This window comes from Amycolatopsis sp. CFH S0740 (assembly GCF_004522315.1).
Taxonomy (GTDB): domain Bacteria; phylum Actinomycetota; class Actinomycetes; order Mycobacteriales; family Pseudonocardiaceae; genus Amycolatopsis; species Amycolatopsis nivea.
On record NZ_SDLS01000021.1, the window covers coordinates 62934 to 84611 of the forward strand.

Here is a 21678-nt window from a genome sequence, read left to right on the forward strand (position 1 = left end):
TCCTTCTGAATAGACCACTCTCCGCTGAAGACTGAGCGGCGTGAAACGGTCGATGGTGCTTTCAGGGGTGGCCGGCGCGGTGCTGGTCGGCGGATCGGTGCCGGTCACCGGCATGCTGGACGGGTATCCGGTGATCACCGGGCAGGCGTTGCGGTACGCGCTGGGCGGGCTTCTGCTGCTGGGCTGGGCGAAGGTCACGCGCAGTCCGCTGCCGCGGCCGAAACTGGGCGATCTGCCGACTCTGCTCGGCCTCGCCGCGACCGGGATGATCGGGTTCCAGGCCTGTCTGCTGCTGGCGCAGCGCTACGCGGAACCCAGCGCGGTGGCGGCGTTTCTCGGGGCCAGCCCGCTCGTGCTCGCGTTGATCGCGCCGATGCTGGACGGTCGCCGTCCGTCCGCCGCGCCGGTCGTCGGGTCGGTACTGGCCGGGCTCGGCATCGTGGTGCTGTCCGGCGGCGGATCCGCTTCCGCGCCAGGGCTGTTGCTGGCCGCGCTGGCGATGCTGTGCGAAGCGTCGTTCACCCTGCTCGCGGTGGGATTGCTGCGTCGGCTCGGGCCGTTGGCGACCTCGACGTGGGGCTGTTTCACCGCTGCGGCAAGCGGTTCCGTGGTCGGTACGGTGGTCGATCCGGCCGGAGCCTGGCGGTGGCCGAACGGGCGTGAACTCGTCGCGTTGCTGCTGCTGGCCGTCGTGGTGACCGCGGTGGCTTTCGTGCTCTGGTACAGCTGCGTCGTCGAATTGGGCGCGGACCGGGCGGGCGTGCTGATCGGGCTGATGCCGGTGTCCGGGCTGGCCGTGGCGGTGCTGATCGGGGCGCAACAGTTCGAGCTCAAGGACCTGGCCGGGGTCATCCTGGTCGCCGCGGGAGTCGCATGTGGACTGCGGAAACGCGAAGCGGCTCGCCCGGAATTGTCCGAGCGAGCCGCTACGATCGGCTGACCGCTACTTGCCGCCACGCGCCATCCGCAGCACATCGAGTGCCTCGTCCAGCTGTGCCTCAGTGAGCTTGCCGTCGCGGACGTACCCGCGCTCCAGCACGACCTCGCGGATCGTCTTGAGTTCCTTGAGCGCCTGCTTCGCCACCGCGGCCGCTTCCTCGTAGCCGATGTACTTGTTGAGCGGCGTGACGATCGACGGCGACCCCTCGGCGTACTGCCGCGCGCGCTCGACGTTCGCGGTGACCCCGGCGAACACCTTGTCCGCCAGCAGCCGCGAAACGGCCGCGAGCAGCCGCGCCGATTCGAGCACGTTGCGCGCGATGACCGGCAGGTTCACGTTGAGCTGGAAGTTGCCCGCCGCGCCGGCGAACGCGACCGCCGCGTCGTTGCCGACGACCTGCGCGACGACCTGCAGCGTCGCCTCCGGGATGACCGGGTTGACCTTGCCCGGCATGATCGACGAACCCGGCTGCAGGTCGGGCAACGCCAGTTCGGCCAAGCCGGTGCGCGGGCCGGAACCCAGCCAGCGCAGGTCGTTCGCGATCTTGTTCAGCGACACCGCGACCGTGCGCAGGTGCCCGGAAGTCTCGACCACGCTGTCCTGCGTCGCCTGCGCCTCGAAGTGGTTGCGTGCCTCGGTGAGCGGCAACCCGGTGATCTGCGCCAGCTCAGCCGACACCGCCGCGCCGAAGCCGTCGGGCGCGTTCAGGCCGGAACCGACCGCGGTGCCGCCGATCGGCAGTTCGCCCAGCCTCGGCAGACCGGACTGCAGCCGTTCGATGCCGAAGCGGATCTGCGCGGCCCACGCGCCCGCCTCCTGGCCGAGCGTGATCGGCACGGCGTCCATCAGGTGCGTGCGCCCGGACTTGACGACGTCCTGCCACTCCTCGGCGCGCGCCTCGATCGCGCCGGCGAGGTGCTCCAGCGCCGGGACGACGTCGGTGAGGACGGCCTCGGTGGCGGCGACGTGGATCGTCGTCGGAAAGGTGTCATTGGACGACTGCGAGGCGTTGACGTGGTCGTTCGGGTGCACGTCGCGGCCGAGCGCGCGACTGGCCAGCGTCGCGATGACCTCGTTCGCGTTCATGTTGGACGACGTGCCCGAGCCGGTCTGGAAGACGTCGATCGGGAAGTGCTCGTCGTGGCGGCCCTCGGCGACCTCGTCGGCGGCCTTCGCGATCGCGTCGGCGACGTCGGCGTCCAGGACGCCGAGCCGCGCGTTCACGCGGGCGGCGGCGGCCTTCAACAGGCCCAGCGCGCGGATCTGGGCGCGCTCGAGACCGCGGCCGGAGATGGGGAAGTTCTCGACGGCACGCTGCGTCTGCGCGCGGTAAAGCGCGTCGACCGGGACGCGGACCTCACCCATCGTGTCGTGTTCGATCCGGTATTCCTGTTCAGCCATACCCCCGATTCTGGCCCCGTTTCGCGCAACCGGCCGGGTGTTGTCGCCCACCTCGGTAACCCGCACCCGCCCCACCTCCGCCCTCAACGGAGTGGCATTGCCACACTGGCTACTCTCGATGTGTTCTCGATCACCGCCACCCACCACTGGCATGGAGCGAGCCTCATGGATTACGACCTCGTCGTCATCGGAGCCGGACCCACCGGCCTCTTCGCCGCCTACTACGCGGGATTCCGCGGCCTGTCGATGGCCGTCGTCGATTCGCTGCCCGAACCGGGCGGGCAGGTCACCGCGATGTATCCGGAGAAGATGATCTACGACGTCGGCGGGTTCCCCGCGATCCGCGGCCGTGATCTCGTGCAGGGCCTGGTGGACCAGGCCGCGCCGTGGAAGCCGGATTACCTGCTCGGCCGCAAGGCGGAGAAGCTGGAGAGCGTCGACGGCGGTCTCGAACTGACCCTCGACGGCGGCGACGTGCTGCGCGCGGGCGCGGTCCTGATCACCGCGGGCATCGGCGAGTTCACGCCCCGTCCGCTGCCCGCCGGAGACGGCTGGCTCGGCCGCGGGATGGTCCACTTCGTCCCATCGCTGGCGACTCACGCGGGCCAGCACGTCGTCGTGGTCGGCGGCGGGGATTCGGCGTTCGACTGGTGCCTGGCGCTGCATCCGGTCGCGGCGAGCGTGACCCTCGTGCACCGCCGCGCGAAGTTCCGTGCCGCGGAATCGATCGTGCGGCAGGTGCAGGAACTGGGCGTGCGACTGGTCACGGACGCCGAGGTGGCCCGGTTTGTCGAAGCCCCAGACGGTTCGCTGACGGCGGTCGACGTGACGGTGAAGGGCGGCGCGGACGAACAGCTGCGCGCGGACGCGGTGGTTGCGGCGTTGGGCTTTACCGCGGATTTGGGGCCGATCGAAAGCTGGGGCTTGGAAATCGATCACCGCGCGATTTCGGTGGATTCGACGATGGCGACGGCGCGGCCGCGCGTTTACGCGGCTGGGGACGTGGCGGCGTATCCGGGGAAGGTGAAGCTGATCGCGACCGGGTTCGGCGAGGCGGCGACGGCGGTGAACAACATCGCGGTGGCGTTGAATCCCGAGGCGCATTTGTTCCCGGGGCATTCGAGCAACGTCGAGTGACTCAGCCGGTTTTCTCCGCGATCCACGGCTGATACGCCACCGCCGAGGTCGCGATCGACGGTGCCGATCCGCACGTCGACGAGCGGTTTCCCGGGCGGCTGACCATCCCGGCCAGCGTCCACCGGTCGCCGTCGCGGATCAGTTCCGGGCCGCCGGAATCGCCGTAGCACGAGCCGGAACCGCCGGGGCTTTCCGTGCACAGCTCGGAGGTTCCGTCGAACCCCGCCGTGCATTTCGCGCCCTCCACCAGGTGCGTGTCCAGCTGGCGCAGCGTCTTCGACACCGGGCCGCAATTCGGCGTCGCGCACGTCTGGCCCCAGCCGATCACCCGGACCGGCGTGCCGGGCGACGCCGAACCGCCGATCGCGATCGGCGCGGCCTTCACCGGGGCCGTCAGCCGGATCAGGCCGACGTCGCCGGTTTGCGTTTCGGCGTTGAAATGCGGGTGCAGCACGAATTCCGCCGCTTTCGGAGTTTCCCCGCCCTCGTCCGCGTCGTTGCTGCCGACGCGCAACCCCATCGTCGCCGGGTCCTTCGCGGACAGGCAGTGCGCCGCGGTGACCACCCAGGTCGGCGTGATCAGCGCGCCGCCGCAGAACAGCGCGCCGCCCGAGGTGTGCAGGGACACCGCGAAGGGGTAAGGCTGGTCCGCGTCGGTTCCGCCGACGATCGAGGGCCCGGCGAACGCGCTGCCCGCGCTGAGCACGACTCCGATGAGGACAGTCAGCACCAGCGCGAACAGCCGTTTCGACACCGGGAAACTCCTTGGCAGATCAGGGAAGCGGAGGCACCGCGCCCTCGTCGAGTTCGAGGTTGCCGTCGAAGTTGACGGACGAGTACGCCCGCAGCTTCTCGAGGCGGTGGTAGCCGTCGATCATTCTGACCGTCCCGGACTTGGACCGCATGACGATCGACTGCGTCGTCGCGCCGCCCGCCCGGTAGTGGACGCCGCGCAGCAGGTCGCCGTCGGTGACGCCGGTCGCGCAGAAGAACACGTTGTCGCCGGTGACCAGGTCGTCGTTGAGCAGGATCCGGTCAAGGTCGTGGCCGGCGGCGAGTGCCTTCTCGCGTTCCGCGTCGTCCTTCGGCCACAGCCGGCCCTGCAGTTCGCCGCCGAGGCACTTCATCGCGCACGCGGCGATGATGCCCTCGGGCGTGCCGCCGATGCCGAGCAGCATGTCGACGCCGGTGGTCGGCCGGGCCGCGGCGATGGCGCCCGCGACGTCGCCGTCCGAGATGAACCGGATCCGGGCACCCGCCTCGCGGACCTCTTTGACCAGCTGTTCGTGCCGCGGCCGGTCGAGGATGCAGACCGTCACGTCGCTGACGCTGGAGTTCTTCGCCTTCGCCACGCGCCGGATGTTCTCCGCGACCGGGGCGGAAATGTCCACCTTGCCCGCCGCGTCCGGGCCGACGGCCAGCTTCTCCATGTAGAACACCGCGGACGGGTCGAACATCGCACCGCGCTCGGCGACGGCGAGCACGGCCAGCGCGTTCGGCATGCCCTTCGCCATGAGGGTGGTGCCGTCGACCGGGTCGACCGCGACGTCGCAGTCCGGGCCGTCGCCGTTGCCGACCTCTTCGCCGTTGAACAGCATCGGCGCTTCGTCCTTCTCGCCCTCGCCGATGACGACGACGCCGCGCATCGAGACGGTGGAGACGAGCTGGCGCATCGCGTCGACGGCAGCACCGTCGCCGCCGATCTTGTCGCCTCGGCCGACCCAGCGGCCGGCGGCCATCGCGGCTGCCTCGGTCACCCGCACCAGTTCCATGGCGAGGTTGCGATCAGGCGCTTCGCGTCGGCTGCGGTCACTGGCGGTGGTCATGGTGGCCTCCCGGAACACGGTTCGTCAGCGGGTGCCCAGTCTGTCAGATCCCTAGACCACCTGACCGATTCAGCAACGCATGGTGCACGTCACTCTGTGTCGTCGTCGGTCTCCACCGAGGCCAGCGCGGCCTCGATCCGCTCGCGGGCGCCTTCCAGATGCCGTTCGCACACCTTGGCGAGCCGCTCGCCCTTCTCCCACAGCTCGAGCGACTGCTCCAGCGAAAGCCCGCCTGCCTCGAGTTCCTTCACCACTTCGACGAGCTGATCGCGGGCCTGCTCGTAACCGAGTCCGGCGGTGTCTGCTTCGCTCACGTTCTCCGACCTTGTGGTGCACGGGGCTGTCGGCGCAGACTACCGCGCTCGGCCGACATTCCCGGGGAACCGGGTCCGGCCCGATGCGGGCCCGCGACCACCGCGCTGGCCATCGCGTGGTCGTATCCGACGAAGGCCAGCGCGAACTCCTGCCCGTCACCGTCCGCGATGGCGTCCTCGAGGTTCTCCTGCGCACTCGCCACGCGTCGCCGATGGCCGGTCCCTTCGGCGAACCACCACCGGACGCCGACGTGCTCGGACGTCGCCTCGGACAGCCGCCTGAGCTGCGGGGCCAGCCCGCGCCGGGCCGCGGTGCCGCAGCCGGCGAGCAGGGCGGTCCAGCATTCGTCGGCGGCCCGGTCGGTGACCAGGGCCTGCCGCAGCAGGAGACCGGCGTCGAGCCGGGCGGCGGCGTCCACCGTGAGCGGGAGGAACGCCGGGGCCCGGTGCATCACGGCCGGTCTCCTTCCGGTGCGGGTGTCGTCGGCTCGACGGACTCGGCCACCGCGTGGACCGCCCCGTCGGCGACCCGTACGCGCAGCTGCGCTCCGTCCTCGATCTGGGAGACGGAACGGAGCACGTGGAGGTTGCCTGCGGAATCCGTGAACTGGACGACGGCGTACCCGCGCTCCATCGTGGCCGCCGGCCCGAGCGCGGCCAGCTTGCCCCGCGCGTTCGCGACCTCCGCCTGGTCCTTGGCGAGCAGGCTGAGCATCGCGCGCCTGCCGCGTTCGCGGTGCATCTCGAGGTCGCTGAGGCGGCGTTCGATCGGACCCAGCGGATCGGCCAGCGACGGACGGCTGCGCAGCTGGGTCAGCAGCCGCGTCTCCCGGTCGACCCAGCCATGTAGCGCGCGCCTGCCGCGGTCGCGCATCTGCCGGACCCGCGCGGTTTCCTCGCGGACGTCCGGCACGATGCGCTTGCTCGCGTCGGTCGGAGTGGAACAGCGCAGGTCGGCGACATAGTCGAGCAGGGGAGTGTCCGGCTCGTGCCCGATCGCGCTGACGATCGGCGTGCCCGCGGCCGCGACCGCCCGGCACAGCGCCTCGTCGGAGAACGGCAGCAGATCCTCGACGCTGCCGCCGCCGCGGGCGATGACGATCACGTCGACGTCCGGGTCTTTGTCCAATATGGACAGTGCACGGAGGATCTGCGGCACCGCCTGCGAACCCTGCACGGCGGTGTTCAGCACCTTGAACAACACGTGCGGCCAGCGTGCCTGCGCGTTCGCCAGCACGTCCCGCTCAGCCGCCGACGCGCGTCCGGTGATCAGCCCGATTCCCTTGGGCAGAAAGGGAATCGGCCGCTTCCGTTCGCGGGCGAACATGCCCTCGGCGGCCAGCAGCTTGCGCAGCCGTTCGATCCGCGCGAGCAGTTCGCCGATGCCGACCGCGCGGATCTGGTCCGCGCGCAGGCTCAGCGTGCCGCGGCCGAAAAAGAACGACGGCTTGGCGTGGATGACCACGCGGTCGCCTTCGCGCAGCGGCGTCGGCAGTTCGCGCACCAGCCACATCGGGCAGGTGACGGACATCGAGACGTCCGCGGACGGGTCGCGCAGGGTCAGGAACGCGGTCTGCGTGCCGGGCCGCGCGTTCATCTGCGTGACCTGGCCTTCGACCCAGACGTCGCCGAGCCGGTGGACCCAGTCGCCGATCTTGCGCGCGACAGTGCGGACCGGCCACGGATTCTCCGCGCTGGTGGCGGGGTCGTTGCTCACTGGCCTTCCGCGGGGTCGCCCGGCTGTTCCTCGGCCTTGCGCGCGTTGCCGATCCGCCGCGCGAGCATGCCGACGAACGACGCCCGGTCGGCGTGGGACTTCTCGTACTCCAGCAGCTCTTCCAGCTGAGGCACGGTCAACCGGCGCAGCCGAGCGCGCAGCTGCGGCAGGGTCAGCTCGTCGTAATTGCCCAGGCCGGCCGGGCCAGAGGAGCTGTCGTTCTCGCCCTCGGAGTGCTCCTCGGCGAGTGCGCGGGTCTCCTCGACCCACGGATCGTCGATGGTTTCCGCGGCGAGATCCGGCGGCTGCGCGCGATGGCCGTTGGTGCGCGGCTCAGGCAGGTCGTCGACCGGCACGAGCGTGGGCCGGGACGGGGCGAACTCGGGCTCGGCGTCCTCGTCGAACGTGGCCCAGCTGGGCGTGTCCTCGACCGGACGCAGCATCGACAGCGCGTCGTCGCCCTTGATGGCCAGCTCGGTGACCTGCTGCTGGACGCGCATGGACAGCTGCAGCACCTGGCTCACGACGGTGACCGGCAGGCCGGTGAGCTGCTTCGGGAGCTCACGAACCCGCTCGGCGGTGGTGACGGCGAGGCCCGCGGCGACCCGGAGGGGGAGCGGGAGTGGCTTCATGGGTCCAGCGTGCCGCATCAGGGCTGTTCTGCCCAACCGAACGGGTGGCCAGAGGCGCCGGACGTGACGCCCGGCACAGCCTGAATGGCCGCCGCCATCATCCGAACGAGGACCTCAACCCCGGATCGGCACTGCCCGTACCCTGGAGGCATGACTTCTGCGAGTCCCGGAACCGAACCCGCCGGTACCCCGACGATCTCCCGGTCCGGCGCCGCCAAACGCGTGCTGCTCGCGAAGCCGCGCGGGTACTGCGCCGGCGTTGACCGCGCGGTCGTCGCCGTCGAGAAGGCGCTCGAGCTGTACGGGCCGCCGGTGTACGTGCGCAAGGAAATCGTGCACAACCGGCACGTCGTCGAAACCCTGCGCGAACGCGGCGTGATTTTCGTCGACGAGACGTCCGAGGTGCCCGAGGGCGCGCTCGTGGTGTTCTCCGCGCACGGCGTCTCGCCCGCGGTGCACGCCGAGGCCGAGGAACGGAACCTGCGCACCATCGACGCGACCTGCCCGCTGGTCACCAAGGTGCACAAAGAGGTCAACCGCTTCGCCAAGGACGACTACGACATTCTTCTCATCGGCCACGAGGGCCACGAGGAGGTCGAAGGCACGGCCGGCGAGGCACCGGACAAGGTGCAGCTGGTCGACAAGCCTGAGGACGTCGACAAGGTTGACGTGCGCGACCCGTCGAAGGTGATCTGGCTGTCGCAGACCACCCTGTCGGTGGACGAGACAATGGAACGCGTCGACCAGCTCCGCGACCGCTTCCCGACCTTGGCCGACCCGCCCAGCGACGACATCTGTTACGCCACCACCAACCGCCAGGTCGCGGTCAAGGCGATGGCCCCGGAATGCGACCTGGTGCTGGTCGTGGGCTCGAAGAACTCCTCCAACTCGAAGCGGCTGGTCGAGGTCGCTTTGAAGGCTGGCGCGTCGGCCTCGCACCTGATCGACTTCGCTTCGGAGGTCGACGAGGCGTGGCTCGAGGGCGTCTCGACGGTCGGGGTCACGTCCGGGGCCTCGGTGCCGGACGTGCTGGTGATGGACCTGCTGAAGTGGCTGGCCGAGCGCGGGTACGGGCAGGTTGACGAGGTGACTACGGCGAACGAGAAGATCGCTTTTGCGTTGCCTAAGGAGCTTCGGAAGGCTGTTAAGTCGGAGTCCTGAGGGTTTCGTTCGGTGGTGCGGTGGGCCGGTTGCGGTCTAGTCGGAGCGTATGGCGCGCCACTGTAGTTCGTGCTGAGTCACGACCCGGGGCGAGAGAATTCCTTTAGCTGCAATGAAAAGGCCGCCGATCCCAGTGTGGGGATCGGCGGCCTTTCCCGTTTGCCTTGTGTTGCCAGCTTCCGACGTGAGTTGGGTGCCCAGTCTTCGGCGGATGGCCCGGTTCCTGCGTGGCTTGCGCGCCCGGTCGGCCCGCGTCGGTTGGTCCAGCCCCGGCTCGGTCAGGTTTGTCGAGTGGTCTGATTTCGATGTGCCTTGCGCGCCCGGTTAGCTCTCGTCGGGTGGTCCAGCTCCGGCGTGCTTGCATGCTCGGTCAGCCATCGTCGGGTCGCCCGGTTCCTGGGTGGCCTGCGCGCTCGGTCAGCCCTCGTCTTCCCAAGGACGTTGACGGCGCGGCGGTTCCCTGCGCGGCGGACGCGGACGCCCGGGCGGCGGCTCGTCCCCGCGCGGCCGACGACGCGGCGGCGGAGCGTCACCCCGCGGATCACGACGGCGCGGATCCCCCTCCGGCGGCCGCGGCCGACGCCCTTCCGGCGGCGGCTTGCGACTACCGCGCGGAGCGTTCGGGTCCATCGGCTCGCGCCGCGGACGGGCACCCGGCTCGCCAGGCGGACGCGGCCGTCGCGGCGGGGGAGCGTCGAGATCCCGCGGCGGACGGCGACGGTTGCCCGGAGGCGGCGTCTGACCGGACTGCCCAGCGCGACCGGCAGGCGGCCGCGAGCGCGGACGGCTGGCGGCTTTGTCGTCGTCCTCGTCCCGGTTGCGAGGGACCTTGCCGTCCTTGATCTTGACCGGTGCGTCCGGGTCGCGTTCGCGGTAGATGCGGAAGAAGCCGAACAGCAGCGTGACACCGGTGGTGACCGCCATCGTCGGGAAGCCCTTGATCAGCGGCGTCCCGATGTTGAGCAGCTTCGACAGGGTGTCGCTGGCTTCCGGACCCCCGCCGGTCAGCAGCACCACACCCGGCACGGTGACGGCGAGCACCAGCGGCGGCTGCACCATCGGACCGAACAGTCCGCGTCTTTGCACCGCGCCGACCGCGATCACGGCCCCGAGGAAGTAGCCCGCCTTGAAAACAAAACCGAGGCTGCCGGTGGACTTCTCGTCGATGATGGCGCCGAGCACTGCCAAGCCGAAGCCCACGAGCACAGCCGCCCACCAGGGCAGGCCGCGCCTCGTGCCGACGACGAGACGCTCGTCCCACGGCACGGGGGCGTCATCGGCATCGGGATCGCTCTGGCGATCGCGTATCGCGGTCACGAGGCACACCGTAGCCCGTACTTGTCACGATCTTGTTGGCACTGCCGAGGACAGCACGAAGCAGCCACTCGACCGCATGACATTTCGTACGGTCGAGCGGTACCCGCGGTACGGCCTTCCCGCACCGCTCCGCCGAACGAGGAACCAGTGGACCAGACCTCTGACCAGCGGTGATACCGACGGTATGGTCCGGCTGCCCGTTTCCCGGCCCTGCGCTGACCCCAGGCTATGCCACCAGCCGACGACCGCGACGGCGGCGCCACCGGTCCTGTTCCGGAACATTCGCCGTTCTGGAACTTGACCGGGAATTGACGTTTCCGTGAGCCGCCTGAGCGTCCGGATCCTGCCCGCGCGACGTCGGAACCATGCCCTTTCGCTCGCCCCGGCGGCAGTGTCCAACCTGGACTTCGCCGTTCGTTCCGGGCAATCCGGACCTTGGTACCCGCTCGCCGCACTCAGCTGCAAGCCGCCGACCGTCGGCGCTGCGGACGATGACCGCTTGGGCCGCGTCACCGTGTTGGCCTCCGACGCGTGACCTCCGGCCTACCGCTCACCGGGACGTCGCTGGGCACTCCTCGGACGCCTGCCGCGCCACCGCCCGAGCGAGACCACGCTCCTCGTGCGAAGAGCGCCAGGGGCCGAGCCGCACCACGCCAGGCCGCGCAGTTGCTCCCTCGACGAGGCGCACTCCCGCTGGACGATGCCGAGCCAAATCGCCCGCCGAGGCACGCTCTGCCGGATCGCGCCACCTGACCCACGCCCGCCAAAGTGCACTGCCGTGGCTTACTCGGCCAGATCGCGCCGCCAGCGGCCATGCCGCCAGATCGCGCTGCATGGGCTCGGCTCGTCGGGACGTGCCACCGGATCCGTGTCCCGGACGCATGCCGCCGAACCGTGTCGCCACGGTCGCGCCTGCCAAGCCCGCGCAGATCGTCGCGCCAGACCAGGCAACCGCAACCTCGCCCTGCCCAACGTTAACCACGCTCCACGTGCGAGAGCATCAGCCCACGGCCGTCATCTGACGTCAGGAAGCCCCGTTGCGGAGCCCGCCCCGTAGGAGCACACCCTCGATCATCCGATCGCGACTGTCGAGCCCGCGGCCATCGCGCCGTGACCTCAACCAGCTGCCACCTCGTCTCCCTTCCGAAGCTGCGGCACCGGTGCCGGACTGCCTGACGCGTCGGTGAGCGGCGCGACGGTCGCGCGGAACGACTCCAGTGCCTCGAGTTCCCGGCGGCGGGCCGAGACGAAGCGCTGCAGATGCGTGGAGGACAGATTCAGCGCCTCCACCGCATTGCCCGCGGCTCGGTGTGCGGCGGCGGCGCCCGCGCGCACTTGCTCGACGTCCTCGACGAGCGCTCGGTCGCTGGCGGCGAACAGCGCTGCCGACGCGAGCACCCCGAATCCCGTGGGGCCGCACAGGAAGACGCGGCGGTCGATCAGCCAGCGCAGCAGTTCGGGATCGGTGTCGAGCGCGGCGACGACGGCCGCGTCGGATGGGACGAACATGATGGTGCCGTAAATCGCGTCCGCCCAGCGCTGGTAGCCCTTGCCCGCCAGCTCCGCCGCGCGGGAGCGCAGCTGCCGGACGTGGACGCGCAGCGCGTCGAGTCGTTCTTCCGGGTCGTCGGTCTCGACTGCCTCCGCCCAGATGGCCATGCTCGCTTTCGCGTCGACCGGTACCGCCCGGCCGCCGCCGACATTCAGCACCAGGTCGGGCTTCGCGCTTCCGCCGCCGCCCAAATCGGTCTGCAGGGTGAAGTGCAGTCCCTCCCGCAGTCCGAGTGCGCGCGCGGTTTCCACGAGCACCTGTTCGCCGAGTTCGCCGCGGCCGTGGATCGACGCGAACGCCACCTCGTACCGGCGCAGTGCGAGCTGCTGCTGGTCGCCTTTCGCACGCTCCGCCGCCACGAGCCGCGCGGCCGCGTCGGCGCGGCGCATTCCGTCGTTGTACAGCCGCCACAGCGCGACTACCGCGACGCACAGGAGCAGCGCGAGCACGACGGCCGCGGTGGTGATCACCGTCTCCACCCGGTCCTCCTCTCCGTCGGGTCCGGCGGGTGTCCGGACGCGAGACATCATGGCGGACCCCACCGACAAAAACCGGCACCCGCGGTCGCGCTGCGTAGCTGACCTGCGACTTTCCAGATTCGAGGCTGGGCGTGTCCGCGACGGACCTGATCGGATTCGTACACACGTTCGAGTGGGGTACCGGCGTGCCTCCCCGATTTCGTCGGGGTCTGCTCCTAACGTGGTCGCCGTGAGAGTCCTCCATACCTCTGATTGGCACGTCGGCCGCACGTTCCACGGCGCCGATCTGCTTACCGAACAGGAGGCCGCCCTCACGCACATCGCCGAACTCGTCGACCGCGAGTCGGTCGACGTCGTGGTGGTGGCCGGTGACATCTACGACCGAGCGGTGCCGTCCGCCGAAGCTGTCCGCGTCGCCACGGCCGCGATGACCCGGATCCGCCGGGCGGGCGCGGAACTCGTGGTCACGCCTGGCAACCACGATTCGGCCGCGCGGCTGGGCGCGTTCGCCGAATTCGCGGCGGCGGGCGGGCTGCACGTCCGCGCGACCGTCGAAGGCATCGCCGAACCCGTTGTGCTGCACGACGAACACGGCGCGGTCGCGTTCTACGGCATCCCGTATCTCGAACCCGAGCCGTCGCGACACGCCTTGGGCGTGCCGGAGGCGCGCGGCCACACCGGCGTGCTCGGCGAGGCGATGCGGCGTGTGCGGGACGACCTGGCCAGTCGTCCGAAGACTCGGTCCGTAGTGCTGGCGCACGCTTTCGTCACCGGCGGCGAGGCCAGCGAATCGGAACGCACCATCGCGGTGGGCGGAGTCGAGCAAGTCCCCGGCTCGGTGTTCGACGGCGTGGACTACGTCGCGCTAGGGCACCTGCACGGACCGCAGACGCTCGCGGAACACCTCCGGTACTCCGGAAGTCCGCTGGCGTACTCGTTTTCCGAAGCGCGGCAACGGAAATCAGTGTGGTTCGTGGATCTCGACGCCACCGGCCTGGCCGAGGTCCGCAGGCATGAGCTGCCAGTGCCGCGCCCGCTCGCGACGCTCTCCGGCGAGCTCGCCGCGTTGCTCGAGGACCCGGAACACGAGCAATGGCGCGAGCATTTCCTCTCGATCACGGTCACTGACCGAGTGCGCCCGATCGATGCGATGCGGTTGCTGCAGGACCGTTTTCCGTATGCAGTGCACATGGATTGGCGGCCCGACGGCGGGGTCGCCGGCACCGAACTGAAGTACGCCGAGGCGGTGCGCGGGCGCAGCGACATCGAGATCGCGCGCAGCTTCCTCGACGATTGCCGGGGTGCTCCGCCGACCGAACGCGAGGAGCGGCTCGTGCACCTGGCGCTCGAAGCAGCGAACCGGGCGGCGGTGGAGAAGCTGTGAGACTGCATCTGCTGGAGGTGGAAGCTTTCGGCCCCTACTCGGGGCGGGAGGTGGTGGACTTCGACGCCCTTGGCGCTGACGGTCTCTTCCTTCTCCACGGCGACACCGGAGCGGGCAAAACCACGCTGCTCGACGCGATCGCGTTCGCGTTGTTCGGCGTGGTGCCGGGCGCGCGCGGCGACGTCAAGCGGTTGCGATGCGATCTCGCCGAACCGGATCGGCAGACCGAGGTCGTGCTGGAGCTGACCGTGCAGGGTCAGCGGTTGCGGATCGTGCGCAGCCCGGAGTACCAGCGGCCGAAGAAACGCGGCGACGGATTCACCACGCAGCAGGCCCGGGTTTCGCTGACCTGGGTCGGCGAACCGCCCGCCGGGCTGCCGCCGGACGGGAGCATCCGCATCGACGAGGTGGCGCGCACCGTCGAGCGGCTGCTGGGCATGACTGCACCGCAGTTCTTCCAGGTTGTGCTGCTGCCGCAAGGAGAATTCGCGAAGTTCCTCCGCAGTGACACCACGGAGCGCGAGAAGCTGCTGGAGCGGCTTTTCGGCACCGAGCGGTTCTCCGACGTCGAACGCTGGTTCGCGGATCTTCGCGCGGAACGCGGCCGTGCGCTGGAAAAGCGGCAGCAGGAGGTCCGCGAGCTGCTCGCCCGTTACGCCCAGGAAGCGCAGCAGGAGCCGCCGGAGGAAAAGCAGCCGGAGTGGGTCGAGGCGGTGCTGACCGAGATCGCCGCCCGGGCCGAGGCGGCGGAAACCGAGGCAGCGCAAGCACGTTCGGCAGCGAAGTCCGCTGAGGTCGCGCTGCGCGAGGCCGAAGAGGACGCGGAAAAGATCCGCCGGGTGCGCACCGCACACACCCGGCTGACTCAGATCGCCGAGCAGGCGACCGAACGTGCTGAGTGGACGGAAGAAATCGCAGCGGCCCGGCGCGCTGCCGCGGTGGTTCCCGAGGCCGAGCTGATGGACCGGCGCACGGCCGAGCTCGGCGACGCACAGGTACTGGTGGCCGATCGGATCCGAGATCTCGCCGACCTCGGGTTCGATGCGGTCGGGCTCGCCGTCGCGGACTTGCGTGAGCGCGCGGGCTCCGTTCGCGAGGAGGCGGGCGCTCTCGCTGAGTTGGCGGCGGAAGCCAACCAGCAGAAGAGCGACGAGCAACGTCGTGCGGAGCGGCAGAAAGCCGCGGAGAAAGCCGCCGAGCAAGTTGCAAGGCTTGCGGAGCGGTTGGCCGAGCTGCCCGGTCGGATCGCTGCTGCGCGCACTGAAGCGACGGTAGCCGGGGAAGCGGCGGCGAAGCTGGACGGCGCGAAATCCCGCGTCGAAGAGCTGACGGTACTCACTCGCGCGGCAGAGGAGTTACCGCCAGCTGAAGCCAGAGTCGAGCGCGGCGAAGCGAAACTGCGCGAAGTGGTCGACGAGCATCAGGCGGCTCGGCAACGTCGACTGGATCTCCGCGAACGCCGTCTCGACGGCATGGCAGCAGAGCTGGCTGCTGGCTTGGCTGAGGGAACGGCGTGCCCGGTGTGCGGGTCGGCTGAACATCCGGCGCTGGCCAACCACGACGCGCCATTGGTGGACGCGGCCGAAGAACGTGCCGCGGAAGAAGCCGAGCAGAAGGCGTCGGCGTTGCGCCAGCGAGTGGTGTCCGCGTTGGAAGAGGCCAAGGCACGAGTCGTCTTCCTGCGCGAACGGCTGGACGGACGCACTGCGGAGGAGATCGCGACCGCGCTGACCGAAGCCAGGACGGTCGTCGCGGAACTCTCCGGAAAGGCACAGCGCAAGGATCGGCTGAACGCGAAGGTCGCTGAACTCGAGCGCGGTGCCGAGCAACTGGCCGAACAGCGGCGCCTCGCCGAGCAGACGGTCACCGAGGCGAACGGCGAGATCCGGGCGTTGGACGAACGGATGGCTGAACGCGAGCAGCGGCTGGTCGCGGGCCGGGGAGAGTTCCCGGACGTTCCCGCCCGGCGGCAGCACCTGCTCACGTTCGCCGGCGCGCTCGACTTGGCGGCGGAGGCTCATACCGCGGTGTCGGGAGCGGAGGCCCGGCTCGCGGAGCAGCGGGACCTGGTGGAGATCTCGTTGCATGCCAAGGGGTTCTCGACCTTGGAGGAAATGCGCGCCGCCGTCCGGACCGACGAGCAGATCACGAAGCTCGAACAGGGTCTCGCCGAGGCGGAAGCGACTGCCGCCGGTGCGCGGGAGATGCTCGCGCAGCCGGAGCTGTTCGGGATCTCGCCGGACGACGCCGTAGAAGTTGCGCCACTGGCGGAGCGGGCGAAGGAGACGCGGGCTCGGGCGGATACCGCTTTTGCCGCGCAGCAAGCGGTTTCGGCGCAGCGTCGCGAGCTGGTGAAGCTGGCCGGACGGTTGAGCAAGGCGCTGTCGGAGCTGGAGCCGTTGGAGGAGGAATACGCCGAACTCCGGGCACTGTCCGAAGTGGTCAATGGACGAGGGCAGAACGCGCGGAAAATGTCGCTGCGCTCGTATGTCCTGGCGGCTCGGCTGGAAGAGGTCGCGCTCGCGGCGACCGCGCGGTTGCGGACTATGAGCCAGGGGCGCTACTCGTTCGTGCACTCGGACGCGGCCGGCGCGCGCGGCACGAGGGGCGGCCTCGGCCTGGATGTGCTGGACGACTACTCCGGCGCCGTGCGCCCAGCGAAAACCCTGTCGGGCGGCGAGTCGTTCCTCGCGTCGTTGTCGCTCGCGCTGGGGTTGGCCGATGTGGTGGCAGGCGAAACCGGCGGTGCGCTGCTCGACACTCTCTTCGTGGACGAGGGTTTCGGCACCCTGGACGCCGAAACCCTGGACGTGGTGATGAACATCCTCGACGAACTCCGCACCGGCGGCCGCGTGGTGGGCCTGGTGTCGCACGTCGAGGAACTCCGCCAGCGCATTCCCACGCGGCTGCGGGTGCGGAAGTCCCGCGCCGGGTCGAGAGTGGAGTTGCAGATGGCTTGACGAGAGCAGGCTCGGTGCCTTGACCACGCTCGCCGCCTCAGCCAACCTGGCCCGGCGAACCCGGCGCAGCTGATCGGCGAACTCGGTCCGACCGAGCCACTCCAGCCCAGCCGACGAGCGAGGGCGGCCCGGTCGACCGGCGAACGCGGCCGGGCGAACCTGGCCCGGCCGACCAGCGGGCCTGGCCCGGCGCACACCCGCGCAGTTGACCGGCGAGCTCGATCCAACCGCGCCAATCCAGTCCGGCTGAGCAGCGAACCCAGCCGAGCGGCCGACCCAGCCAACCCGGCTCAGCTGGCCACCGAACTCGGCCCGGCGAACTGGGCTCAGCCGACCAGCGAACGCGGCTCAGCGAACTCGACCCGACCGAGCCAACCCGCGCGGGCCGTCAGGCGGCCTCTTCGTGGTGCAACAGCCACCGCTTAGCCGGCACGCCCCAGCGGAAGTTGCCGATCGCTCCGCCGGTCCGCACGACGCGGTGGCAAGGTACGAACAGGGCCGCCGCGTTGCGGGCGCAGGCGGTTGCTGCGGCGCGGACCGCGGAGGGGTTGCCGGATAGGGCGGCGTACTCCGCGTAGCTCACTGGGCTGCCTGCTGGGACCTTGCGCAGCATCTCCCACGCGTGCTCGCGGAACGGGCCGGAGCGTTGGCGTACCTCGATGTCGGCGACGGCGTCGAGGTCGCCGCCGTGGTAGCGGCGGATTGCGGTCGTCACCGGGCCAAGGTCGCGGCGTTCGGTCAGGGTCGCCGGGGTCAGGGACGGCGAGATGAGGGGCGTCAACTCGGCGACGTCGGCGGTCCAGCCGGAGGCCAGTACGGCGCCGTCGCCGGTCACTACTGCGGTGAACGGGCCGATGCGGGTGTCCAAAGTGGACCAGAAGGCGGTGGGCACGAGGAAAGTCTCCTTAAACGGTCACGGAACTGAGATACCGGCTGGCGTACGAGCTCCACGGCTGCCAGCCGCGTGCGGACGTCGCCAGGTCGATGCCCAGCTCGGCCGCGCCGCGGCGGACGGCTGGGTCGGCGGTCAACAGGACGTCGGGGGCGCCGAGCAGGCGCATCACGACGTAGTCGGCGGTGGCGGGATCGACGCCGGTCGCGAGCATTTCGGCGCGGAGTTCGTCGGCGTCCCGGCCTACGTGCAGGTCCAGTTCACCGGCGACGATTGCCGCGGCGACCTTCTTGACCAGCGGTTTCACGTCGGCTTCGGCGATGGCGGACGGGGTCGGGAAAAGGGTCGTCAGGGTGTCCATGGGCGGGTCGGCGGGCGGGACGGGCTCGCCGAGGGCGACAACGCCGGTCACGTCTTCGCCGAGCAGGGTGCGGAGCAGGACTTCCGGTCCGTCGACGGCGCCTGGCACGCGGATGCCTGGCGTGGCGGCGACCAGCGGGGCCAAGGCCTCGTCGGCGGAGAGCACGCGCGAGACGGCTTCCGGGTCGGCGTCCAGGTCCAGCAGGCGTCGTACGCGGCTGACGGCGCTGCTCAGGTCGCGCAGGTCCGAGAGCGCTAGGTCGCACTGCACATAGCCAGCGCGCGGGCTGACCCACGCTGACGCCGGGCCGTGCGGCAGGCGCAAAGTACGGCCGTAGCCGTCCTCGGAGACGGCTTCGATGCCTGGCAACGCCCGCGAGGCGTGGTAGCCCAGCACGCCCGCGGCGTCGAACGGGGCGCGGAACGGCAGGCGAAGGCTGAGCCGCGTCGCGCCGTTGGGTTCGTTGCGGTTTCCGCGGCGGAGCGAAGCCGCGCGCAGCTGCGACGGCGTCGTCGCGAACACCTCGCGGATTGTTTCGTTGAACTGCCGGATGCTGGAGAACCCGGCCGCGAACGCGACGTCGGTGAGCGGCAGCTGTGACATCTCGATCAGCAAGCGCGCCGAGTGGGCTCGATGGGCTCGGGCGAGGCGAATCGGGCCCGCGCCCAGTTCGGCGGTCAGCACCCGTCCGAGCTGGCGTTCCGAGTAGCCGAGTTGACGGGCCAAGCCGGGCACGCCTTCGCGCTCGACCAGGCCGTCCGAGATCAGCCGCATCGCGCGGGCGGCCAGGTCGGCGCGGACGTTCCAGTCCGGCGAACCGGGGACCGCGTCCGGCAGGCAGCGGCGGCAAGCGCGGAAACCACCGGCTTGTGCGGCGGCCGAAGTCGGGTAAAAGCGGACGTTCTGCGCCTTCGGCGTGAGCGCCGGGCAGGACGGGCGGCAGTAGATGCCCGTGGTGCGCACCGCCATGATGAACTGGCCGTCGAACCGCTGGTCGCGGGCGGTCACCGCGCGGTAGCAGCGCTCGGTGTCGCGCCAGATCGGAATGGTCGAGGTAGCCATGCGGTCGATGATGCCAGCAGGTGAGAGCCCTGACTGGCGGAAAACCGACACGACGTTACCGGGTCGGCGACGGTCCGCGCGCAGCACGTAGACTTACCGGCCGTGAGTCTCACCCTCGGTATCGTCGGCCTGCCCAACGTCGGCAAGTCCACCCTGTTCAACGCGCTGACGCGCAACGACGTGCTCGCCGCGAACTACCCGTTCGCCACGATCGAGCCCAACGTCGGCGTCGTGCCGCTGCCGGACCCGCGGCTGGACAAGCTGGCCGGGGTCTTCTCGTCGGAGAAGATCGTGCCCGCTGTGGTGTCCTTTGTGGACATCGCGGGCATCGTGAAGGGCGCGTCCGAGGGCGCGGGGCTCGGCAACAAGTTCCTCGCGAACATCCGCGAGGCCAACGCGATCTGCCAGGTCATCCGCGTGTTCGACGACCCGGACGTGGTGCACGTCGACGGCCGGATCGACCCGATGTCCGACATCGAGACGATCAACACCGAGCTGATCCTCGCCGACCTGCAGACGCTCGAGAAGGCGCTGCCGCGGCTGGAGAAGGAAGCGCGCACCAAGAAGGAAGCGCGGCCGGCGCTCGAAAACGCCCAGAAGGCCAAGGAAATCCTCGACTCCGGGCGCACGCTGTTCCAGGCGCAGAAGGACGTCGACGGCGAGGCGCTGCGCGAGCTGAGCCTGCTCACCACGAAGCCGTTCCTGTACGTCTTCAACGCCGACGAAGCCGTGCTCACCGACGAGGCGCGCCGCGAGGAGCTGGCGAAGCTCGTCGCCCCGGCGGACGCGGTGTTCCTGGACGCGAAGGTCGAGGCCGAGCTGCTGGAGCTGGACGACGAGGAGTCCGTGCGCGAGCTGCTGGAGTCCGTCGGCCAGCTGGAGCCGGGCCTGAACGCGCTCGCTCGCGCGGGCTTCCACACGCTCGGCCTGCAGACGTACCTCACGGCCGGTCCGAAGGAATCCCGCGCCTGGACGATCCCGCAGGGCGCGACCGCCCCGCAGGCCGCCGGCGTCATCCACACGGACTTCGAGCGCGGCTTCATCAAGGCGGAGGTCGTGTCGTTCGAGGACCTCGTCGAAGCGGGCTCGATGGCGGCCGCGCGTTCGGCGGGCAAGGTCCGCATGGAGGGCAAGGACTACGTGATGGCGGACGGCGACGTCGTGGAGTTCCGCTTCAACGTCTGACCGGTTTAGCGGCTGAGCACGGGCGCGAAATTGTCGGTCCTGGTTCGTAGGATCCTTCTATGCCCGTGCTCTTCACCCCGTCCTTGCCGGATCGCGCGGACGGAGGCCGTCTGGGTGGTGCGCCGCCCGTTGCGATCGAGGCGCATCCGCTCCTCGCGACCCACCGCTATTTGCTGACCGTCCCCGCAGCTCCCTGGGCGCAGGGCTACGAGGTTTCCGTGGTGCTGCGCAACGGATTCGACATCGGCGACAGCGACGTCCAGTACCCGGACATGGCGATGCGTGCGCTGGTGCACCCGCCCTCGCCGCGCGGGGAGCGGGCCGATCTGGGGTGGGCTGGGCTTCGCTCGGCGGCGCTCTCCGAAATGCCTGACGAGGAAGGCTCGATCGCGCTCGTCCAGTTCGGGGACGAGCCGGTGTTGATTCAAGACGAGCCGAGCTACGCCGACGCAGTGCGTGCCGACGGGCATCAGTTTCTCTTTCAGGTCAACGAAGAGGGCTGGCCGGTCGAGGGCGAGCTCGAGGACGTCATCGAGGAGTATCTCTGGGGCTACGGGTCGGTCTACTTCTACGGCACTCCGGGATCCGATGGGATCGTGCGGGAGGTGGTCGCGGGGTTCATCGACTTCTGACGAACCGGTCTCGGCAGGAGAAGACCCGCCGAGACCGAGACCGAGGCCGAGGTTCAGTTCAGCTCGGCAACACTCGGCACGACAACGCCGTAAAGATCCCCGATGGTTGCCAAAGCGCTGTTGTGCAGTTGATCCGCGCTGACTTCCCCAGCGGGAGTCGGCAACGGACGAGTCGCGCAGGCGTCGGCGACGACGGTCGGGTGGTTGCCGCGTAGGAACGCGCCTTCGGTGGTGAACGTGACGCACATGTTGGTCATGAACCCGGCGATCACCACGTTCTTGTGCCCGGCTTCGTCAACCCGTGCGCCCAGGTCGGTGTTCACGAAGGAATTCGGCGCGCCCTTGACGACGACCGGTTCGCCTTCGAGCGGGGCGACGTCCGGGTGGATGCTGCCGATCTCGGCTCGGACGTCGTACGGCGTGCCCTCGCCGCTGTCGTGGACGACGTGGATCACCTTCGCACCGGCGGCGCGGGCCTTGGCGAGCAACTGCCGAGCCGCGGTCAGCGCCGGGCGCCAGCCTTCCAGCTCCATCACGCCGCGGGTGTAGGTGTTCTGGTAGTCGACCAGGATCAGCGTCGCGTCGGCCAGCGTTGCCGGGGTCTGGTCGAAACCGTTCAGCTCCCGCAGCGTTTTCCTTGCCATGGTGGGGTTTCCTCTCGTTTCCGTTCCGCACGAGCGACGCTAGACTCGGCTTCGGATGTCGGCAATGACATGCAAAGCGCAG

At 69.9% G+C, this 21678-nt stretch carries 19 protein-coding genes; 7 read left to right on the forward strand and 12 right to left on the reverse strand.

Going from position 1 to position 21678, the window contains the following annotated elements; translation table 11 throughout:
- Nucleotides 1-40 precede the first annotated feature (40 nt).
- Nucleotides 41-940: a DMT family transporter gene (locus EIZ45_RS29985; RefSeq protein ID WP_240690803.1), complete on the forward strand. Its 900-nt coding sequence runs from the start codon at nucleotides 41-43 to the stop codon at nucleotides 938-940.
- A 3-nt stretch (nucleotides 941-943) separates the two neighbouring features.
- Here EIZ45_RS29985 and EIZ45_RS29990 read toward each other — a convergent pair whose 3' ends face one another.
- Entirely contained in the window at nucleotides 944-2341 is a 1398-nt protein-coding gene (locus tag EIZ45_RS29990) for a class II fumarate hydratase (protein ID WP_134667039.1), read from the reverse strand.
- A 165-nt stretch (nucleotides 2342-2506) separates the two neighbouring features.
- Here EIZ45_RS29990 and EIZ45_RS29995 point away from each other — a divergent pair, with 165 nt between their 5' ends.
- Nucleotides 2507-3478, forward strand: a complete 972-nt coding sequence (locus EIZ45_RS29995) for an NAD(P)/FAD-dependent oxidoreductase (protein ID WP_134667037.1) — start codon at nucleotides 2507-2509, stop codon at nucleotides 3476-3478.
- A 1-nt stretch (nucleotide 3479) separates the two neighbouring features.
- Here the strand turns inward: EIZ45_RS29995 and EIZ45_RS30000 are convergent, their stop codons facing one another.
- The 6 genes from EIZ45_RS30000 to EIZ45_RS30025 form a co-directional block, all read right to left on the reverse strand.
- Nucleotides 3480-4232: a trypsin-like serine protease gene (locus tag EIZ45_RS30000; RefSeq protein ID WP_134667035.1), complete on the reverse strand. Its 753-nt coding sequence runs from the start codon at nucleotides 4230-4232 to the stop codon at nucleotides 3480-3482.
- A 19-nt stretch (nucleotides 4233-4251) separates the two neighbouring features.
- Nucleotides 4252-5304, reverse strand: coding sequence for a class II fructose-bisphosphatase (gene glpX, locus EIZ45_RS30005; protein ID WP_037816866.1), 1053 nt, complete (start codon nucleotides 5302-5304; stop codon nucleotides 4252-4254).
- Nucleotides 5305-5393: 89 nt separating this feature from the next.
- The gene (locus tag EIZ45_RS30010; RefSeq protein WP_037367840.1) at nucleotides 5394-5618 is read right to left on the reverse strand and encodes an exodeoxyribonuclease VII small subunit; all 225 of its coding nucleotides are present in this window, start codon (nucleotides 5616-5618) and stop codon (nucleotides 5394-5396) included.
- A complete protein-coding gene (locus EIZ45_RS30015) occupies nucleotides 5615-6070 on the reverse strand; it encodes a hypothetical protein (protein ID WP_037816682.1) in 456 nt (151 codons plus the stop codon). The genes EIZ45_RS30010 and EIZ45_RS30015 overlap by 4 nt, the downstream gene beginning before the upstream one ends.
- Complete coding sequence (xseA, locus tag EIZ45_RS30020) at nucleotides 6070-7335, reverse strand: exodeoxyribonuclease VII large subunit (RefSeq protein WP_134667033.1); 1266 nt, start codon at nucleotides 7333-7335, stop codon at nucleotides 6070-6072. Before xseA ends, EIZ45_RS30015 begins: the two co-directional genes overlap by 1 nt.
- Complete coding sequence (locus EIZ45_RS30025; RefSeq protein ID WP_037816679.1) at nucleotides 7332-7967, reverse strand: lipid droplet-associated protein; 636 nt, start codon at nucleotides 7965-7967, stop codon at nucleotides 7332-7334. Before EIZ45_RS30025 ends, xseA begins: the two co-directional genes overlap by 4 nt.
- Before the next feature lie 150 nt (nucleotides 7968-8117).
- Between EIZ45_RS30025 and EIZ45_RS30030 the strand changes: the two genes are divergently transcribed.
- Nucleotides 8118-9128 carry a 4-hydroxy-3-methylbut-2-enyl diphosphate reductase gene (locus tag EIZ45_RS30030; protein WP_043828136.1) on the forward strand — a complete coding sequence of 337 codons (1011 nt, stop codon included), beginning with the start codon at nucleotides 8118-8120 and terminating at the stop codon, nucleotides 9126-9128.
- Nucleotides 9129-9545: 417 nt separating this feature from the next.
- Here the strand turns inward: EIZ45_RS30030 and EIZ45_RS30035 are convergent, their stop codons facing one another.
- Together EIZ45_RS30035 and rmuC are read right to left on the reverse strand one after the other, a co-directional pair.
- Nucleotides 9546-10445 carry a DUF6542 domain-containing protein gene (locus EIZ45_RS30035; RefSeq protein WP_167756593.1) on the reverse strand — a complete coding sequence of 300 codons (900 nt, stop codon included), beginning with the start codon at nucleotides 10443-10445 and terminating at the stop codon, nucleotides 9546-9548.
- A gap of 1116 nt (nucleotides 10446-11561) precedes the next feature.
- The gene (rmuC, locus tag EIZ45_RS30040) at nucleotides 11562-12476 is read right to left on the reverse strand and encodes a DNA recombination protein RmuC (RefSeq protein ID WP_037816668.1); all 915 of its coding nucleotides are present in this window, start codon (nucleotides 12474-12476) and stop codon (nucleotides 11562-11564) included.
- Between the two features lie 229 nt (nucleotides 12477-12705).
- On the opposite strand from rmuC, the gene EIZ45_RS30045 reads away from it, so the two are divergent.
- Entirely contained in the window at nucleotides 12706-13860 is a 1155-nt protein-coding gene (locus tag EIZ45_RS30045) for an exonuclease SbcCD subunit D (protein WP_167756594.1), read from the forward strand.
- A complete protein-coding gene (locus tag EIZ45_RS30050; protein ID WP_134667027.1) occupies nucleotides 13857-16820 on the forward strand; it encodes an AAA family ATPase in 2964 nt (987 codons plus the stop codon). The genes EIZ45_RS30045 and EIZ45_RS30050 overlap by 4 nt, the downstream gene beginning before the upstream one ends.
- Before the next feature lie 388 nt (nucleotides 16821-17208).
- Here EIZ45_RS30050 and EIZ45_RS30055 read toward each other — a convergent pair whose 3' ends face one another.
- Both EIZ45_RS30055 and EIZ45_RS30060 read right to left on the reverse strand, forming a co-directional pair.
- The gene (locus EIZ45_RS30055; RefSeq protein ID WP_134667025.1) at nucleotides 17209-17712 is read right to left on the reverse strand and encodes a methylated-DNA--[protein]-cysteine S-methyltransferase; all 504 of its coding nucleotides are present in this window, start codon (nucleotides 17710-17712) and stop codon (nucleotides 17209-17211) included.
- A gap of 13 nt (nucleotides 17713-17725) precedes the next feature.
- On the reverse strand, nucleotides 17726-19135 hold the full coding sequence (locus tag EIZ45_RS30060; protein ID WP_134667023.1) for a DNA-3-methyladenine glycosylase 2 family protein: 1410 nt from the start codon (nucleotides 19133-19135) through the stop codon (nucleotides 17726-17728).
- Between the two features lie 102 nt (nucleotides 19136-19237).
- Here EIZ45_RS30060 and ychF point away from each other — a divergent pair, with 102 nt between their 5' ends.
- Together ychF and EIZ45_RS30070 are read left to right on the forward strand one after the other, a co-directional pair.
- Nucleotides 19238-20320: a redox-regulated ATPase YchF gene (gene ychF, locus EIZ45_RS30065; RefSeq protein ID WP_134667021.1), complete on the forward strand. Its 1083-nt coding sequence runs from the start codon at nucleotides 19238-19240 to the stop codon at nucleotides 20318-20320.
- Between the two features lie 59 nt (nucleotides 20321-20379).
- A complete protein-coding gene (locus EIZ45_RS30070) occupies nucleotides 20380-20952 on the forward strand; it encodes a hypothetical protein (protein ID WP_134667019.1) in 573 nt (190 codons plus the stop codon).
- A 53-nt stretch (nucleotides 20953-21005) separates the two neighbouring features.
- On the opposite strand, the gene EIZ45_RS30075 is transcribed toward EIZ45_RS30070, so the two are convergent.
- The gene (locus tag EIZ45_RS30075; RefSeq protein ID WP_134667017.1) at nucleotides 21006-21596 is read right to left on the reverse strand and encodes a cysteine hydrolase family protein; all 591 of its coding nucleotides are present in this window, start codon (nucleotides 21594-21596) and stop codon (nucleotides 21006-21008) included.
- Nucleotides 21597-21678 lie beyond the last annotated feature (82 nt).